Genomic DNA, 18,327 nt, shown 5'->3' with positions numbered 1-18,327 from the left:
ATCAGCCTCCTTTTCTGTTGTGGAGAAACATGAATCAAAAAATTCTCGAAACCTTAGAGTTTCAAAAAGTCAAAAACTTAGTAGAGCCTTATTTGCAAACGGAACAGGGCGAAGTGGAGTTGCAGGAATTAGCCCCACTTGCAAAAAAAGAAGCAATTGAAACCGCCTTTCTTGAAATGGCGGATATGGCTCAGATATTTGTCGAGCATCCGCACTTTAGCGTGCCCACCATCCAAGAAATTCGTCCAGTGACCAAGCGTTTAGAACTAGAAACATCGCTCAATATCGATGAATTGTTAGCGGTGAAGAAAGTCCTGCGCGTGACCCATGAATTGCGAGATTTTTATGATGAATTAGAAAATGTCCGCTTGGAAAAACTGGATCGGATATTTGAAAATCTAGTCGACCTTCCACAGTTGCAGGGAAGTCTCCATGCCATTAATGAGGCAGGATTTATTGAAAACTTTGCCAGTGAAACCTTGGCAAAAATTCGTCGGCGTATTCAAGAGAATGAACACCAAGTCAGAGACATTCTACAAGAATTGTTGAAGACCAAGTCCGAAATGCTGGCTGATCAGGTCGTAGCGAGTCGGAATGGACGGAATGTCTTGCCAGTCAAAAACACCTACCGCAATCGGATTGCCGGTGTGGTGCACGATATTTCAGCTAGTGGAAATACCGTCTATATCGAACCTCGGGCGGTCGTCAATCTTAATGAAGAGATTGCCAACCATCGTGCGGATGAACGCTTCGAGATGCTCCGGATCTTGGAAGAAATTTCAAATCTCCTTCGGCCTCATGCGGGGGAAATTCGGAACAATGCTTGGCTGATTGGTCATATTGACCTCGTTCGGGCCAAACATCGATTTTTACAGGACCGAAAAGGGACTATTCCAACCTTGTCAGATCAAGGGGAGATTCAGCTCTTGCAGGTTCGCCATCCCTTGATTGAGAAGGCTGTTCCCAATGATATCCACTTTGGCAAAGACCTCACAGAGATTGTGATTACCGGACCGAATACGGGTGGGAAGACCATCATGCTCAAGACCCTGGGACTAGCCCAATTAATGGCCCAGTCGGGCTTGCCAGTCCTAGCGGATGCTGGGAGTAAGGTGGCTGTCTTCACGCAAATCTTCTCTGATATCGGAGATGAGCAGTCGATCGAGCAGAGCTTGTCTACCTTCTCCAGTCATATGACCAATATTGTTTCTATTTTGGAGCAGGTTGATGAGGAATCCTTGGTCTTGCTGGATGAGTTGGGAGCTGGAACAGATCCTCAGGAAGGAGCTTCACTGGCGATCGCCATCCTAGAAGATCTCCGCTTACGAGGGATCAAGACCATGGCAACCACCCACTATCCAGAACTTAAGGCCTATGGGATTGAGACTCTCGGTGTTCAAAATGCCAGCATGGAATTTGATACGGACAGCCTGCGTCCTACCTATCGTTTTATGCAGGGGGTACCAGGACGTTCCAATGCCTTTGAAATCGCGCGTCGTCTAGGCTTGTCAGAAGTGATTGTTCGTCAAGCGCAGGGGTTGACCAATCAGGATAGGGATGTCAACCGCATCATTGAAAAGTTGGAAGCTCAGACCCTAGAAAGTCGCAAACGACTCGAGTCCATCCGAGATGTTGAACAGGAAAATCTGAAATTCAACCGCGTCCTCAAGAAATTGTACAATGAGTTGACCCGAGAGCGGGAAACAGAGCTCAACAAGGCGCGTAAAGAAGCGCAAGAAATTGTGGATCTTGCTCTAGCAGAAAGCGATCAGATCTTACAAGGTCTCCATGCCAAATCGCAACTCAAGCCCCATGAAATTATTGAGGCCAAGTCTCAGTTGAAAAAATTGGCCCCAGAAACAGTCGACCTATCGAAAAACAAGGTCTTGAAACAGGCTAAGAAATCCCGTGCTCCAAAAGTCGGAGACGAGATCTTGGTCATCAGCTATGGACAAAGAGGAAGTCTTACCAAACAGCTCAAGGATGGTCGCTGGGAAGCCCAAGTGGGACTGATCAAGATGACCTTGGAAGAAAAAGAATTTAATCTGTTAAAAGCTGACAAAGATGCTTCAAAACCGAAAAAACGCCAGGTCCACGTAGTCAAACGTTCCAACGCCAATGGGCCTCGGGCTCGCTTGGACCTTCGTGGCAAACGGTATGAGGAAGCCATGGAAGAATTGGACAGCTTTATCGACCAAGCCCTTCTCAATAATATGGCCCAAGTCGATATCATCCACGGTATCGGAACAGGGGTCATCCGGGAAGGAGTTACCAAGTACCTCCGTCGCAATAAACATGTCAAAAGCTTCGAGTACGCTCCTCAAAATGCAGGAGGAAGCGGAGCGACAATTGTGACCTTTAAATAAGCAAAGAGTCAGTCGTGCCTTTTAATCAGGCACGCTTTTTGCTATAATACAGTCAGTTTAAACGGAAAGTAGGAAAGCATATGACCCCTAATCGTTCGTCGGATTCTTGCACCACCATACTCGTCGGAAAAGATGCCAGCTATGATGGTTCAACCATTGTGGCTCGCACGGAAGACTCTCAAAATGGAGTGTTTACCCCTAAGAAATTTATCGTTGTTCAGCCAGAGGATCAACCCCGTCATTATCGGTCGGTCCTATCTCCTTTTGAGATAGACCTGCCTGATAACCCTGTTCGTTACACAGCTGTTCCAGATGCCATTCCTAAGGATGGTATCTGGGGAGAAGCAGGGATCAATCTCTACAATGTAGCCATGAGTGAGACAGAGACCATTACGACCAATAGCCGGGTCTTGGGAGCGGATCCTCTGGTGGAAAGTGGAATCGGGGAGGAAGACATGCTGACCTTGGTTCTTCCTTATGTCCAGACTGCCCGAGAAGGAGTGCTTCGCTTGGGGAAAATCTTAGAGGAATACGGAACCTATGAGTCTAATGGAGTGGCTATCAGCGATGTCAATGAAATCTGGTGGTTGGAAACTATCGGAGGTCATCACTGGATGGCCCGCCGTGTGCCAGACGATGCCTATGTGACCAATCCCAATCAATTGGGAAGTGATCGCTTTGAGTTTGATCGCCCAGAAGAATTCTTGTGTGATCCAGATTTGAAAGATTTTGTGGAACGCCATCACCTGGCCTTGGATTTTGACGGTTCGTCCTTTAACCCTCGTTATGCTTTTGGGAGCCAACGAGACAAGGACCGTCATTACAATACACCACGGGCTTGGGATATTCAACGGTTCCTCACCCCAGAAGTGGAGCAAGATCCTCGTTCCTTCTTCCTTCCTTGGTGTCAAAAACCTTACCGCAAGATTACGATTGAAGATATCAAATATGTCCTCAGCAGTCACTACCAGGATTCAGCCTATGATCCTTACGGTTTAGAAGGAGATAGTCATAGTCGTCGGACCTTCCGTACCATTGGCATTAACCGGACCAGCCAGACGGCCATTCTCCAATTGCGGCCAAATCGTCCTCAAGAGACAACCGGGATTCAATGGCTTTGCTATGGGTCAATGCCCTTCAATACGGCGGTTCCATTCTTTACCCAGGTCGATACGACACCGGATTATTTTGCCAACACGACAGAAAAAGTGACGACAGATTCCTTCTATTGGACCAATCGAATCATTGCTGGTCTGGCAGATGCCCACTATAGTCATCATGTTGGAGATTTAGAAGATTACCAAGAAAGCACTATGGCCCTTGGCCATGCCCGGATTGGACGAGTGGATCAAGCCTTGGTAGCAGGACAAACTGTTGACTTCGAAAGAGAAAATCAGGAAATGAGTGATCAGATTCAAGAAGCGACGGATCACTTATTGGACAAGATCTTGTTGGATGCTAGCAACCTGATGACCAACCATTTCTCTTTGAGTGACTAGTTGGGCTAAGTTGTACTATTTTCAGGATAGTTTCTGAAAATATTGACCTTCTTTTCAAATTATGCTAAAATAGAACAAATTGAACATCATACCGGATGAAGTTTTTCAGAAGTAGGGCCTTCCTATGACTGTGAAATGGACGGAACTCTGGAGAGACCGTAAAGGCACCGAAGGGGCAAGGTAGAGCATTCTACTCAAACTCTCAGGTAAAAGGACAGAGCAAAAGATAGAAGCCTTTTTGGTTTTTATTTGGAGCACCAGAGTACATGTTTTGACATGTGCTCTTTCTTTTTCTCCTTGGATGATTGCTTGGATGATGTGGAGGAAGTGGATGGCTATCCCTTTCTAAAGCTAGACAAATGATAAAAGGAGAAATAGATAAGGATGACAAATTGGTTGGCGTTTTTTAAACAAGTAGATAATGTGGTCTGGGGGGCTCCCCTTTTGATCCTCTTGGTGGGGACTGGGATTTATATGAGCTTCCGCTTGGGCTTGCTTCAAGTTTTTCGTTTACCCCAAGCCTTTCGACTCATTTTTACAGAAGATCAAGGAGAAGGGGATATCTCTAGCTTCGGGGCCTTGGCGGCGACAGTTGGGACAGGAAATATTGTCGGAGTAGCGACAGCTATTCAGACAGGAGGTCCAGGTGCCCTCTTTTGGATGTGGATGGCGGCCTTCTTTGGGATGGCGACCAAGTATGCAGAAGGTTTGTTGGCCATTCGCTACCGAACCAAGGATGACAATGGTCATATTTCAGGAGGGCCCATGTACTACATTCTCCATGGGATGGGGGAAAAATGGCGTCCCCTTGCCATCTTCTTTGCCCTGGCAGGTGTCTTGGTGGCTCTCTTTGGGATTGGAACCATGACCCAGGTGAATGCCATTACGGGCGCTTTGAAGACTAGTTTTCAACTTTCCCCTCAAGTCGCTAGTCTGGTCATTGCAGGAATCGTTTCGGCTGTCATATTTGGGGGAATTCATTGGATTTCCAAGGTTTCCGAAAAGGTGGTTCCTTTTATGGCTGCAGCCTATATCTTTGCGACAGTTTATATTATTGTCTTGAATATGGATCAAGTGCCGACCGTTCTATCCCAAGTTTTCCAAGGTGCTTTTACAGGAACCGCGGCTATCGGTGGTTTTTCTGGAGCCTTGGTGAAAGAGGCGATTCAAAAAGGGGTGGCGCGTGGAGTGTTCTCCAATGAGTCAGGACTGGGATCGGCGCCGATTGCAGCTGCTGCAGCGAAGACGGAAGAACCAGTGGAGCAAGGTCTGATTTCTATGACCGGGACCTTCATCGATACCATAATTATTTGTAGCCTAACTGGTCTAGCTATTTTAGTATCTGGCCAGTGGACAACAGTGGCGCAAGTTGGGAGTGATTTGACCCAACAGGTCTTTATCTCGACCTTTGGCCACATCGGTGGGATCATTCTGACTCTTTGTTTGGTCTTGTTTGCGACGACGACCATTTTGGGTTGGTCTTATTATGGTGAACGCTGTGTCGAATTTTTGGCGGGTGTCAAACTCATCCCCTATTACCGTCTTCTGTTTATCCTGATGGTGGGGGTAGGAGGCTTTCTTCAGTTAGAGTTGGTCTGGATCATTGCCGATATTGTGAATGGACTGATGGCCTTGCCGAACCTCATCGCCTTGTTAGCCTTATCGCCTATTGTTATAAAGGAAAGCAAACGATATTTTAAGAAAAAGAAATAGACCAGATCGTGTGATCTGGTCTTTCTGTCTTAATAGCGTTTTTCTTTGGGCCAATCTTTCATTTCAGAAATGGCTGTAAAGAGGACGTCTGTCGATGAGTTAAGGGCTGTTTCACAAGAATCTTGGATAACACCGATAATGAAGCCTACACTAACCACTTGCATAGCGATATCATTGTCGATACCAAAGAGGCTGCAGGCGACAGGGATCAAGAGGAGGGAGCCACCGGCTACTCCAGAAGCCCCACAAGCTGAGATGGCTGCAACGATACTGAGGACCAGGGCAGTCCCAAAATCGACCTGGATGCCTAAGGTGTTGACAGCAGCTAGGGTCAAGGTATTAATGGTAACGGCAGCTCCGGCCATATTAATAGTAGATCCTAGAGGGATAGAGACCGAGTAAGTATCAGGGTTGAGACCTAGTTCCTTACATAGCTTCATATTGACAGGGATGTTAGCAGCAGAGCTTCTAGTAAAGAAGGCAGTCAGTCCACTGACTCGTAGACATTTGAAGACGAGCGGATAAGGATTTTTGCGAATCATGATGTAGACAAAAATCGGGTTGATGACTAGAGCGACGAAGAACATGGTGCCAACCAAGAGAAGTAAGAGGAGGCCATAGCTTTTAAGTCCATCAAAGCCTTGTCCTGCAATCGTTGTATAGACCAAGCCAAGAATCCCAAATGGCGCAAGGTTAATGATCCATTCGACAATCTTGGAAGTGATATCTGCCAGGGTTTGAAGGAGGTCCTTGCTGTGCTCACTCGCTTCTCTCATAGCAACACCAAAGACGACGGCCCAGGATAGAATCCCGATATAATTGGCCTGAATAAGGGCATTGAGCGGATTGTCCACGATTTTTAAGAGAAGGTTGCTGATGACTTCCCCTAGTCCATCGGGAGAAGTTCCTTCAGCACTAGCTCCTGTTAAAGAAATGGTAATAGGAAAGAGATAGTTCACCAGGACCGCTACCAAGGCTGCCGCAAAAGTTCCCAGGAGGTAGAGGACAATGACTGATTTCATATTGGTTTGGGTTCCCTTTTGGTGCTGGGAGAGGGCGTTAGCGACAAGGGCGAAGACTAGAAGAGGAGCAATAGCCCGCAAGCCTCCTACAAAGATTTCCCCTAACAGACCAATTGCAGATGCTTTAGGAAGCAACAGAGCTAAAAGGGCTCCAACGAAGATTCCGATTGCAATCCGCTTCATCAGGTTGGTTTTGTTCCAAGTTTGAATGAGTCGTTTGACCATAAGGACCTCCTTTATTGAAAGTTTACCGTCCATTATACGATAGATAAGTTTGAAAATCAAGGTGAGTATAAGAGGAGGTTAGTGGTTCTATAGCCTAAAATCTGATATAATCAAACCATTAGAAAAAGAGAAGGAGATTGATAGAAGGTATGAAGAATATTTTTTCCCGCTATATCAGTCAGTTTGATTGGACCAAGATTATGGATGACTTGGTTTCAAAATTGATTTCGTTAGCTATTTTATTCGTTTTATTTTTTCTTGCAAAAAAACTGCTCCATAGTTTGGTGAAACGCATCTTGAAGCCATCTCTGAATTATGTAGGCCAAGATGAAGCGCGTAAGAATACCATCTTGCGCTTGGTAGAGAGTTTGTTGAATTACTGCCTCTATTTTATCCTGATCTACTGGATTCTTTCTATCTTGGGCTTACCAGTCTCCAGTCTCTTAGCAGGTGCAGGAATTGCCGGAGTTGCCATTGGGTTAGGAGCACAGGGCTTCCTATCAGACTTGGTCAATGGGTTCTTTATTCTTCTGGAACGTCAGATAGACGTCGGAGATACCGTTCGTTTGACCAATGGTCCGATTACCATCGCTGGAACTGTCTCTAGTGTGGGCATTCGGACGACTCAGGTGCGAGACGCAGATGGGACCTTGCATTATGTACCCAATCGCAATATTATGGTTGTCAGCAATCTCTCTCGGGGGAACCAGCGCGTCCTCATCGATATGCCGATTTCTGCTCAAACTGATTTAGATAAAATCTATCAAATCTTCCAGCAGGTCAATGATGAACAAGCTCAAAAGCACCCAGAAATCTTAGATGGTCCGACGATTTTAGGGCCTCAAATCGAAAAGGGAACGGGTCGCTATTCCTTCCGCGTCGCCATGATGGTCCAGTCGGGAAGCCAAGTGGCCATTTACCATCTTTATTACAAACTCTATCATGATGCCCTCTTACAAAATGGCATCGAGATTCCAACCACTTTCTCTGTCACACCCTAACAAAAAAAGACCTATTGGTCTTTCAGATTGAAGATAAAGTCTTCTGAAAAACTTTCCTTAGGTGAGTACGGACGTCAGCGAACTTCTTCAAAGTTCCATGACTAATTATTGAGCCTAAGGTCTCAATAATTCCGAATGCCTGAAACAATTATGTTTCAGGCATTTTCTCACAGCGGAAAGTTTTTGATCTTCTTAAATAACTAAAAAATAAAAGTCATTTTTTGGTAATCATCTAACTGTTTTTATGTAAAACAATAGTTTGTCTCCATTGTAAAAGATCTATGTTTTTTTCTTATTCTAAAATAAGCATGCCATCTTTAACAGCGAAAGGATCTTTCGGATTGATCCGATCGTAGAACATAACGCCATTGATGTGATCGATTTCGTGCTGGACCACAATGGAGTTGTAGCCTTTGAGTTTGATACGGTGTTTTTCTCCTGTCTTGTCATAGTAGTCTACCGTTACGCGCGCGTGGCGGACTACATAACCAGGAACATTGCGGTCAACAGAGAGACACCCTTCACCATCTCCTAGCGCCGCATCTTGGACTGAGTGGGAGACAATTTTAGGATTGTACATGACTTCTTGGATGGAGTAGGCTTCTTTTGGAGGATTTCCTTCTTCGTCCTCTGGATTTGGGACTAGAACGGCAATGATGCGTTTAGAAATATCCAACTGAGGGGCCGCTAGTCCAACTCCACCTCGAAGACCCAATTTTTCTGCCATGACAGGATCTTGTGAATGGTGTAAAAATTGCATCATTTTTTCCCCTAGGATGATGTCTTGATCTGACAGTGGGAAAGTGACCTCTTCAGCGATAGCACGTAAAGTTGGGTGGCCTTCGCGGATAATATCATTCATATCAATTAGATGGGCAGCTTTTGTAATGGTTTCGATTGCAGACATGTTCTCATTCACTCCTTTTTTCTAGAAACCATCATATCATAATTCCTTTTAGAATGAAAGTTTCCCAATTGATTAAGGGGGTGCTAATGGACCGGATGGACTGTATACTAGAAAAGGAAAGAATCCTAGTCCGGTTCATGGTATAATAATAAGAAGAATGAAGGAGGCAAGCATGCGTCTAGATAAATATTTAGTGGACTGTGGAGTGGGAAGTCGGACAGAAGTCAAGCAAGTCCTCAAGCAAAAAAAGATTCAGGTCAATGGAAAGGTGGAAACCTCTGCCAAGGTCCATATTGATCCAGATAAGGATCAAGTGACCTATCTGGGAGAAAGTTTATTCCATGAAGAGTTTGTATACTATCTGCTCAATAAACCCAAAGGGGTCATTTCAGCAACGGAAGATGACCACCATCAAACAGTCTTAGATTTGCTAGATGACACGGCCAGACACAAGGAAGTCTTTCCTGTCGGACGGCTAGATATCGATACCCATGGTTTACTCCTCTTGACCAATAATGGTAAGTTGGCTCATGCCATGTTATCGCCTAAGAAACATGTGGACAAGGTCTACCGTGCCCAAGTAGCTGGCATCATGACCCAGGAAGATGTCGTCCGCTTCAAAGAAGGAATAGAATTGAAGGATTTCACCACCCTGCCAGCGGAGTTGGAAATGTTGGAAGTTGATCGAGAAGCTAATAGTTGCTTGGTTCAGATCCGCATCGCTGAAGGAAAATTCCACCAGGTCAAGCGCATGGTCGCAGCTTGTGGCAAGGAAGTCACCGATCTCGAGCGGATTTCCATGGGACCCTTGAGCTTGGATCCTAGTCTCGAATTGGGGGAGTGGCGTAGATTGACAGCAGAAGAAATAAAGCTCTTAACTGACTTTCGGGTCAACCTATAATGAGAAGTCATTGTAGTCTTGGGTTTGAAGAACTCTGTTGGAAAAAGCAGAAGTGTTTGACAGAAAGATGAAATCTTGGTAGAATGAATAGGTCGAATAGACAACTAACTCTTTCTTGGTAGCAGGCTATGCCAAACCTGCCACTCAGATAGAGCATAAAGAAAAGGAGCTTATCATGGCAATCTCAAAAGAGAAAAAAAATGAAATCATTGCACAATACGCACGTCACGAAGGTGACACTGGTTCAGTAGAAGTACAAGTTGCTGTCCTTACTTGGGAAATCAACCACTTGAACGACCACATCAAACAACACAAAAAAGACCACGCTACTTACCGTGGTTTGATGAAGAAAATCGGTCGCCGTCGTAACTTGTTGGCTTACCTTCGTAAGAACGACGTTAACCGTTACCGTGAGTTGATCAACTCTCTTGGACTTCGTCGTTAATCATGATGCTAAGGGCGCCAAAAATCCGTATGAAAATAGGGAAACGACACAGTGTTCGATGAACACAAGGAGTTTCATCTTTTTCACTAGGATTTTAGCCCGAGCTCAAAACAGCTCTCTAAATTCAGAGGGCTGTTATTTTTTGCCAAGTGCTTAGGCCGTGTTCAATTGAATACAAAAAAGTTAAGTTACTCTATTGTAGAGTAGCTTTTCTTTTTCACTAGAATTATAGTATAATCTTCGGCTGCGGTTCCTAGCATCGTAAGGTAAAATAGACCAGATCTATCTCCCTTCGAGGAGATTTTTTGTTTTCAGAAGAAATCTAGTACAATCTTCGGTTCGTCGCCTTGTCTAGAAACGTTTTATCCAGCAAGAATGGAGCCCTCTGAATTCAGAGGGCTTTTTTGTTAATTTTTTCGGACAAGATTCATTATTCTGAGTAAGACGTTTTGTTTGACAGATGTAATTGACAGAGTTACAATAGATACATCTTAAGAAATAGAGGTTATCGATATGATTGATATTACATATCTAGATGGTGCAAAACAAGAAAGAGTCATGCATTTTGATTCTTATGAAGAATTTGAACGCTCCCAACAGACCTGCTTGATCGGTGTAGCGGATTACTATCCCGTACAAAAATTGACCTATAATGGGCACGAACTCGATTACCATGGAACTTACGGAGATGTCTTCTTCTATTTGATGAAGCAAGACCTCAATCAATACAAAAACTAAAGGAGAAAAACAATGGCAAAAGCAATTACAGACGCAACATTTGAAGCGGAAACGAAAGAAGGATTGGTCTTGGTAGACTTCTGGGCGACCTGGTGTGGTCCATGTCGTATGCAAGGACCAATCTTGGATAAATTGTCTGAAGAACTTTCAGAAGATGTCTTGAAAATCGTTAAAATGGACGTTGACGAAAATCCAAATACAGCACGTGCTTTCGGAATTATGTCTATCCCAACCTTGCTCTTCAAAAAAGATGGGCAGGTTGTCAAACAAGTAGCAGGTGTACACACTGCAGACCAAATTAAGGCAATTATTGCTGAGTTGAGTTAAGAAAAAAGATTGGAGCTATGTTCCAATCTTTTTTTGATGATAAAGAGAAAAGTGTATCTTTCAATCGTACATTGTAGACAAGGTATACGTCATTAGATTAGAGGTAGCAGGCCAAGTCCTATCACATCAAAACTCCAAATTTTGAAACTTTTTAGAACCAATGATTAGGAGAATAAAGGCATAGACGAGGGTAATGCCCAGTGATCCCAAGAATGCTTGTGGAGTGGACAAAATGTCGTCATTAAGCAATCTGTTATATCCATTCGGGAAAAGCATTGCAATGCCTCCGCCAATCATGGAAGTCATCATGCTTGCAATTGTTAAAATAATAGCTACCACTATGGTTGAGCCTGTTTTTAAATAAAGGCATAACACAGAGGCGACAGTTACTGAAAAAATGTCTTTTAAAAAGATTCCAAAAATATCCTCTAGGGTTGATAAAGTAATAGATAAATCGTTATCAAAAAAGGTATTCGACGCAAAAGGAAACTGAACGACCCTGGTAAAATAGACTGCTGTAGAAACACAAGTAAATAGAATATAAAATAGTACCAAGATTGAGAGTAAACTAAGATATTTTGAAAAAAATATGTTCTTACGGCTTAAATCTCTATATAGGAACATAGTATGATCATCTATCTCTCGTCTAAAGACAGAAATTGTCAAGAAATAGATTGCAAGAGTAGGTAAGATAAATGAATCTGCTGAACTGATCATCATATCTAGAAAGGCTATCCCACTTACTCTATTATCTCCTATTACGGAAATTTGCATGAAATTAGATTTTCCAAAAAAGGAAGCTAGAAGAAAGATAACTGGAAATAAAACGAACAGCAGGTAAATCTTGGTTTCTTTACGCTTCCAGACAGATGTGAAAATGGCAGGTAATATTTGTTTCATATGTTACTGTCCTTTCGTAAAGATCTCTTTTAGGTGGTTCTCTTTCACCTCTATCTTCTCAATCAAGGTATGATTTCCTAATATTTTAAAAATCTCATTAACCTGTTCAGAGGATATGTTTGTCGAAATGTCTAAAACGCTGCCTTCTAGAATGACATCATCACTTAATAAAGACTGAATCCCTTCAAGATTCTTAGTCTCCTTCAAGTACACAAGCAAACTAGGAGAAGCTGCCCCGTCAAAAGCGTCTGCTAACTGCCCTGCCTCAATATAGACATAACGTTCACACAAGGCTTCTAGCTCTCCTAATTGGTGGCTAGAAATAAGCATTGAAATTTGTCTCTCATCAGACCATTTTTTCAAAATATCAATTAATTTCTGAACACCAATCGGATCTAGTCCAACGAATGGTTCATCTAGAATAAGGAAGTCTGGTTCGGCAACCAAAGCAATTGCCAAGGCTGTCCTTTGCTTCATACCAAAAGAAAATCCTTTTGGTTTTCTATTTCTAGCTTCCCATAGTTCTACCAATTTCAGAGTTGGTTCAATATTTGAAAAAAGCTCCTCTTTCCCATGTAAACGTAGATAAAATTTTAAGTTATCAATAACGGACATTTCAGGATAGAATACTGGATCGATCATAATACCAAAGTCTGTTAATACATTGTCTTTACTATGAATATCGATCCCATTATAGGTAATAAGTCCAGAAGTTGGTTTTAGTGATTTTGCCATCAGCTTCATGAGTGTCGATTTACCCGCACCATTTCTACCAATCAAACCGACAATTTCCCCTTTATTGATTTCCATATTGACGTCTTTGAGTGAATAAAAGTCATTCCCAATAAATTTTTTTGAAATACTCTCAATTTTTAGCATATCTAGTTTCCTTTCAATTTTTATAAATAATAAATGAGTCAGCTTGCTCTTTTTAAAACTCTATTCTTTCAAAATTCTTTCTAGCTGAGAAATAGCTAGGTAAGAAGTAAATGCAAGACAATCCAATGATGATTAACAGCGTTAAACCGAACTCACCTGCTTGTAAAGCATTTGCATAAGTGGTTGGAATCACATACTTTACTCCAATCAGTAAGGGAGCTGTGAAGGCAAATAAAGTTAAGAAGATTCCTACTAAAACAGCCACTAAGGTCTTAGATTTAATGGAAACCATCGCAACCATGACGGTTGTTATAAGATTAAGTAAAGCAACAGAAAGAATTGACAAGATAGATTTCTCTACTAAAATCGAGCTTGAAGGTAAGAAGTTAGAATCAACTCCAAATCTAGGTAACATAATGCCATAATAAGTAATGAAAGTTGCAAAAAAAGTTCCAAATAAATAGAGGATATAAACTAAAAATAGTCCGAGTATTTTTGCGTTGAAAATTTTAGAACGCTTAATATCTTTGTATAAAAACATGATCTTGCTATCAATTTCATCTCTAAAAACGGAAGAAATCAATATGGAAAAAATGAGTACTGGGATTGTTAAACGATACTGTGTTAAAAGAGTGATATCAAAGAAAGATAAAAAACTATTTGTATAGTCGGTTTTCATATCTTCCATATTTCCTGCCAAAAATGGAACAAGGATAGGTAATAGACAAAAGGATAAGAAGATCTTCGTATCTCTCCTTTTCAAGATAGACTGAAAGACAGAGCTTGTTAATCTATTAAACATGGGCTAGTTCTCCTAACTATAATCATAAACAGAATGTGGGTGAGTTCACTAAACAATTGTAACTCGGTTTTCGTTTTCTAAGTTCTTACACACAACAGTATATTTCAAATTTAATAAAAGAAATGATCAATCTAATAAATGGTCTGTTTTTTATAATGAATGGAATTATAAAAAACAGACCATTTATTCTAGTTTTAAAGTTATCCTTCGTACATCTTTAATTCATGAGTAAATTCATGATCTATACTTTTTGTTTCTAAAGTGACTTTAGGATATTTGGAAAGGATTTGTTTGACATTGGAAAGACCGATACCTCGTCCCTCTCCTTTGGTTGAGACTCCATATTGGAAAATATTTTTAGTATGGATCTTATAGTCAGCAGTGGTATTATAGATAACTAAAATTTTATTTTCATTCTCTTGAAAATAAGTAAAACTAATTCTTGGAGCTTCTGCGTTAACTGCAGCTTCTATGGCATTATCTAAAAAGACAGATAGTATCGTAATAAAATCGACTAAATCAATTTGAGGAGTTCCGATAGGTTCAGCTATTTCTACAGAGACATCAATTCCTCGATTTTGTGCTTCAATCAATTTTGCAGATACAACCGATTTCATTGCTAGGTTTTTTAGATGAACAAGTTTAGCAATGTCGTATTGACTATTGTAAAAGGATTTATCAGAGTCTTTTAGTACAGCATTATAGATCCTCTCTACCCCATCTATATCTCTTTTCTTTATCGATTCATTTAAGCTGACTAATATATTTGTATAATCATGACGAAAACTTCTCACTTCTTTGTAAAGAGATTCAATGTGATTGCTATATTTACTTATTGAATCTATCTGTGAATCTTTCATCTTTTGAATTTCTATATTGATTTTTTCTTTAATAATGTGTTGGATATAAAATAGAAAACCTAAAAAGATAGGGACGTAACTGAAGATAACTATTCTTTTGTAGTATATATCGTCTATATGGGTAGGAAATAAACCAGCATATTCAAGTGTAGGTATACTTGAGAGTATATAACTTAAGAGGTAATAGATTATCATCGTTATACTAAAAATCTTTACTACCATTGAAAATTTATTATTTCTAACCTCTTGTGAAAGTAACTCGATATTAATTCGAAATATTTTAAAAAATATAATGTATACAGGAAAGGTTAATAGTATTGGTATCCAATCCATCCATATATTTTTATCTAAAACCTCCGCTGATACTCTAAATAAAAACTGGAAATAGATAGATGATAGACTGCTCAACATATCAAAAATTGTTAAAGTAAAAAAACAGTAGAATATGTATTGTAACCAATTCCATCTTTCTCGAGATTTTAGAAAGAAAGTGATGGAAGGTAAAAATAATATTTCTCCCCAAAAGACAACATCATAATAATAGTATTCAATCAATGTCAGTAGGGCAGGTATTAAAAATAAATATGGTAATTTAAATTTTGAATAACTAATTTGTTGAAAAATAACTAACCTTATTAACCAACTAACAAAAAACACACCTTCAAACTCTAGAGTCATTTTTTATCTACCTTTTCAACTAGCCCTTTCAGTTTTAAACGTGATACAAAGCATGATTCATCGTTTTCAAAATAAACAATATGATTTGCTTTATCAATACGAACGACATTCTCTGGATTTACAACGTAAGCTCGATGACTTTGGTAAAGTCGCTTGTCGGTTTTAGCAATATCTGAGACTTTACCATAAAATTCCATGTGTCCTTTTTTAGTTGTTAAAACGACCTTATGAACGGTCGAAGATGTCTCAAAATATAGAATATCTGAGAAAGGGACTTGAATCTGGGAATGCTCTGATTTAAAGCTGAAGGAATCCTCCCCTATTGTCTTATTGATGTTCTCAGCAGCATGTATCAAAACAGATGAGATCGCTTCCTGATAATCCTGATCATTTAATCCTTTATCAATAAAATCCAAAGCGGAGACGCGATAACGATAGGTAACGGGCATGAATTCTGAGTGAGTCGTTACGAATACGATTGAAGCGCTAGGATCTTTTTCACGAATCTCACGCGCAATTTCCATTCCTTTTTTTTCTTCCCCTTTAATTTCAATATCTAAAAAAAAGAATTGGTGATTTCCTGTCTCTTTGATGGCCTCTAACAATTGTGTTGGCTTCCCAAATACCTCTAAGTATTTATACTTTAGATGATGATCTGTCATACATTTCTTGATTGCTGTTTCAATACGTGTTTGTTGTAGAAAATCATCTTCTAATACAAAGATATTTAGCGTATTTCTCCCCTCTGAACCTATTGATCCTTTCATCCTAGAAAAAAATCAGTCATATTTTCTCTTTAACTTGTCTTTGAAGACACTGTTTGTTTACCGAATATGGTTTCTCATTTTTCTGTAATGATAGTTTTTGCAGCTGGATGGTTTGTCCATAATCCTTATTTTATCATAAACACTCCTCAAGGAACATCTTTGGTTAAAGTAGAGTGTTTATAAAAAAATCGGGCACAGTAAACTAAGAATGAATCTCTAATTTTTAAATTGCCCTAATAGAGATATCCCACCATATAGTGAAAACTTTTGGAAATACTGATTTAATGCTATTCTTGAGTTTTTTAAATTTTCTCTAGAAAAAGAAAAAGATTGAAGAAAGAGTCCATTTTGAACTCTTTCTTCAATCTGAAGTCAGCAAAAATTGGTGACTTTTTATGTAAATGATTAACAAAATTAAGAAAACCACACTGGAGGAATTCTTACTGACCTAACTCGTCACTGTAAGCAATAATCTGATCAACCGTATCAGACAAGAACTGAATGGTATCGCGAAGTGGTTTGTCAGTCGAGATATCTGCTCCGATAATCATAGCTGACTCCAGTGGTGTCTTGCTACCACCTGATTTGAGAAGGTCCAGCCAATCTTTGGCTCCGTTTTCGGAGTTCTTCAAATGCAAGTATCCCGCTGTTGAGATAACTAAGCCAGCTGAGTAGGTGTAGCTGTAAAGCCCCATGTAGTAGTGGCTTTGGCGCATCCAGGTCAACGCTGCGTCATCATCGATTTCAACGGCATCTCCCCAGAATTCGGTTAAGACTTCCTTCATGATGCTGTTGAGCTTGCTAGCGCCGAAGGTGCCACCTTCTTCGATCAAGGTGTAGACCTTGCGTTGGAAAGCCGCTTCCAACAAGTGGGTGATGAAGTTGTGGAAGTAGGTATCTGTCAAACGGTGAGCCAAGGCAAAGCGTTTTTGACGAGGGTCGTCAAACTGGTGTTCCAAATAGTCGCTGAGGAGGAGCTCGTTAAAGGTAGAAGGAGCTTCCACATAGTAGGTCGACATGTGGGCGTTGAAGTAGCTTTGGTTGTTGTCTGAGAAGATGAATTGACCAGAGTGTCCGATCTCGTGGATCAGGGTGTAGACATCGCTCATGCGTCCTGTCCAGCTCATGAGGACATAAGGGTGGACACGGTATGGGTCAGCGGCATAACCACCGGAATCCTTGCCTTCATTGGCCGCAAAGTCGACCCAGCGTTCGGTTTGGTAGCGAGCAATTTCACGGGAATATTCTTCTCCAAGGGGTGCCACAGATTTCATGACCAAGTCATAGGCATCATCAATAGTAACATCTGGGTTGAGCGCACTGTCCAAATCCAACTTCCAATCGGCAAAGGTCATTTTCTCAAGACCATTGACCTTGGCTACGTGTTTGAGGAATTTTTGAGCGACTGGAGCGAAATCCTTCATGATCAGGTCAATCTGACGGTCAAACATAGAACGATCCACTTCCTGCTCAGCTAGGAGATAGTCAAAGACAGAGTCGTAGCCTCGCATATCTGCGATCAGTTTTTCAGACTTAACTTGAGCTAGATAGGTAGCAGCAGCCGTGTTTTGGTGCTTGCGGAGACCTTCTGAGAAGGAACGAAAGGCTTTTTCACGGACTTCCGCATTCTCATGGTTTTGGTAGAAGTTTTCATAGGTGACAAAGCTATTCTTGTAGACTTTTCCATCCACTTCAAAATCAGCCATTTCAAAGTCGCCAGCCCGCATCTTGGTATAGATGTCTTGTGGTCCGTAGAAGACTTCACCCAGGTTGGTCAAAGTTTTTTCCACATCAGCTCCCAAGTAGTGGGCTTTTTTGATTTTAGCCTGACGAATGGCATAAGTGAGGTGAGGGAGTTGCCCGAGGCGTTCGAGGACTTCTTCATCCGCTTCTACCAAAGCATCATCAAAGAAGGAAAGTTCGACGCTCGCCCAAGTTTCGAAATCCATCCCCGCTTGGGCAATTTCCGCAAAAGCTTCATCGCCAAAGTCAGTCGTTTGTGGCATAAAGCTGTAGTTGCCAATGTGACTGAGTTGGATCTGAATTTGTTCAAAGACCGCAAAGGCAGCTTCAAAGTCTTCAAAAGTGTGGAGCTTGCCCTTGTAGTTGCGGACAAATTCATTGATTTCTTCGCGTGTTTTTTCAATGGCGCGCAAGAAGTCTTCCTGATCTTGGTAGAGGGCTGTGAGGTCCCAGAGTTCGTTCTCAGGAAATTCAGAACGTTTTTTTAATTCCATAGTGTTCTCCTTTTGATCAAATAACTATACTCAGTATAGCAGAAAATAGGGGAGAATGAT

Annotated in this window: 16 protein-coding genes and 1 riboswitch; of the genes, 8 read left to right on the top strand and 8 right to left on the bottom strand. The window is 41.3% G+C overall.

Going from position 1 to position 18,327, the window contains the following annotated elements; genetic code table 11:
* The first annotated feature begins 29 nt into the window (after window positions 1-29).
* The 3 genes from LXO72_RS05150 (at window position 30) to LXO72_RS05140 (ending at window position 5,578) form a co-directional block, all read left to right on the top strand.
* Complete coding sequence (locus LXO72_RS05150) at window positions 30-2,366, top strand: endonuclease MutS2 (protein ID WP_233331728.1); 2,337 nt, start codon at window positions 30-32, stop codon at window positions 2,364-2,366.
* A gap of 80 nt (window positions 2,367-2,446) precedes the next feature.
* Window positions 2,447-3,865 carry a C69 family dipeptidase gene (locus tag LXO72_RS05145; protein WP_233331727.1) on the top strand — a complete coding sequence of 473 codons (1,419 nt, stop codon included), beginning with the start codon at window positions 2,447-2,449 and terminating at the stop codon, window positions 3,863-3,865.
* A gap of 137 nt (window positions 3,866-4,002) precedes the next feature.
* Window positions 4,003-4,093: riboswitch (glycine riboswitch) on the top strand.
* A 156-nt stretch (window positions 4,094-4,249) separates the two neighbouring features.
* Complete coding sequence (locus LXO72_RS05140) at window positions 4,250-5,578, top strand: alanine/glycine:cation symporter family protein (RefSeq protein ID WP_233331726.1); 1,329 nt, start codon at window positions 4,250-4,252, stop codon at window positions 5,576-5,578.
* A gap of 29 nt (window positions 5,579-5,607) precedes the next feature.
* Here the strand turns inward: LXO72_RS05140 and sstT are convergent, their stop codons facing one another.
* Entirely contained in the window at window positions 5,608-6,825 is a 1,218-nt protein-coding gene (sstT, locus tag LXO72_RS05135) for a serine/threonine transporter SstT (protein ID WP_233331725.1), read from the bottom strand.
* A gap of 149 nt (window positions 6,826-6,974) precedes the next feature.
* Between sstT and LXO72_RS05130 the strand changes: the two genes are divergently transcribed.
* The gene (locus LXO72_RS05130; RefSeq protein WP_233331724.1) at window positions 6,975-7,826 is read left to right on the top strand and encodes a mechanosensitive ion channel family protein; all 852 of its coding nucleotides are present in this window, start codon (window positions 6,975-6,977) and stop codon (window positions 7,824-7,826) included.
* A gap of 292 nt (window positions 7,827-8,118) precedes the next feature.
* Here LXO72_RS05130 and def read toward each other — a convergent pair whose 3' ends face one another.
* On the bottom strand, window positions 8,119-8,733 hold the full coding sequence (def, locus tag LXO72_RS05125; protein ID WP_048688441.1) for a peptide deformylase: 615 nt from the start codon (window positions 8,731-8,733) through the stop codon (window positions 8,119-8,121).
* 172 nt (window positions 8,734-8,905) lie between these two features.
* Between def and LXO72_RS05120 the strand changes: the two genes are divergently transcribed.
* The 4 genes from LXO72_RS05120 to trxA all read left to right on the top strand — a co-directional run bounded on the left by LXO72_RS05120 (window position 8,906) and on the right by trxA (window position 11,144).
* The gene (locus LXO72_RS05120; RefSeq protein WP_125334942.1) at window positions 8,906-9,634 is read left to right on the top strand and encodes a pseudouridine synthase; all 729 of its coding nucleotides are present in this window, start codon (window positions 8,906-8,908) and stop codon (window positions 9,632-9,634) included.
* A gap of 175 nt (window positions 9,635-9,809) precedes the next feature.
* Window positions 9,810-10,079: a 30S ribosomal protein S15 gene (gene rpsO / locus LXO72_RS05115; protein ID WP_004193424.1), complete on the top strand. Its 270-nt coding sequence runs from the start codon at window positions 9,810-9,812 to the stop codon at window positions 10,077-10,079.
* 513 nt (window positions 10,080-10,592) lie between these two features.
* Window positions 10,593-10,817, top strand: coding sequence for a DUF4649 family protein (locus LXO72_RS05110; protein WP_125334940.1), 225 nt, complete (start codon window positions 10,593-10,595; stop codon window positions 10,815-10,817).
* Between the two features lie 12 nt (window positions 10,818-10,829).
* Window positions 10,830-11,144 (top strand): thioredoxin, encoded by a 315-nt coding sequence (gene trxA, locus LXO72_RS05105; RefSeq protein ID WP_233331723.1) that lies wholly within the window; start codon window positions 10,830-10,832, stop codon window positions 11,142-11,144.
* A gap of 126 nt (window positions 11,145-11,270) precedes the next feature.
* Here trxA and LXO72_RS05100 read toward each other — a convergent pair whose 3' ends face one another.
* From LXO72_RS05100 to pepF, 6 genes are all read right to left on the bottom strand, one after another.
* Window positions 11,271-12,044, bottom strand: a complete 774-nt coding sequence (locus LXO72_RS05100) for a hypothetical protein (RefSeq protein WP_233331722.1) — start codon at window positions 12,042-12,044, stop codon at window positions 11,271-11,273.
* A gap of 3 nt (window positions 12,045-12,047) precedes the next feature.
* Window positions 12,048-12,923 (bottom strand): ABC transporter ATP-binding protein, encoded by an 876-nt coding sequence (locus LXO72_RS05095; RefSeq protein ID WP_233331721.1) that lies wholly within the window; start codon window positions 12,921-12,923, stop codon window positions 12,048-12,050.
* Between the two features lie 52 nt (window positions 12,924-12,975).
* Complete coding sequence (locus tag LXO72_RS05090) at window positions 12,976-13,725, bottom strand: amino acid transporter (RefSeq protein ID WP_233331720.1); 750 nt, start codon at window positions 13,723-13,725, stop codon at window positions 12,976-12,978.
* A gap of 200 nt (window positions 13,726-13,925) precedes the next feature.
* Window positions 13,926-15,263, bottom strand: a complete 1,338-nt coding sequence (locus tag LXO72_RS05085; RefSeq protein ID WP_233331719.1) for a sensor histidine kinase — start codon at window positions 15,261-15,263, stop codon at window positions 13,926-13,928.
* Window positions 15,260-16,030 (bottom strand): response regulator transcription factor, encoded by a 771-nt coding sequence (locus LXO72_RS05080; RefSeq protein WP_233331718.1) that lies wholly within the window; start codon window positions 16,028-16,030, stop codon window positions 15,260-15,262. The genes LXO72_RS05085 and LXO72_RS05080 overlap by 4 nt, the downstream gene beginning before the upstream one ends.
* A gap of 440 nt (window positions 16,031-16,470) precedes the next feature.
* Window positions 16,471-18,267 carry an oligoendopeptidase F gene (gene pepF, locus LXO72_RS05075; RefSeq protein ID WP_233331717.1) on the bottom strand — a complete coding sequence of 599 codons (1,797 nt, stop codon included), beginning with the start codon at window positions 18,265-18,267 and terminating at the stop codon, window positions 16,471-16,473.
* Window positions 18,268-18,327 lie beyond the last annotated feature (60 nt).

It is taken from the genome of Streptococcus sp. XMC (genome assembly GCF_021341835.1).
Lineage (GTDB): Bacteria > Bacillota > Bacilli > Lactobacillales > Streptococcaceae > Streptococcus.
This window is presented reverse-complemented; position numbering and strand designations above follow the sequence as displayed.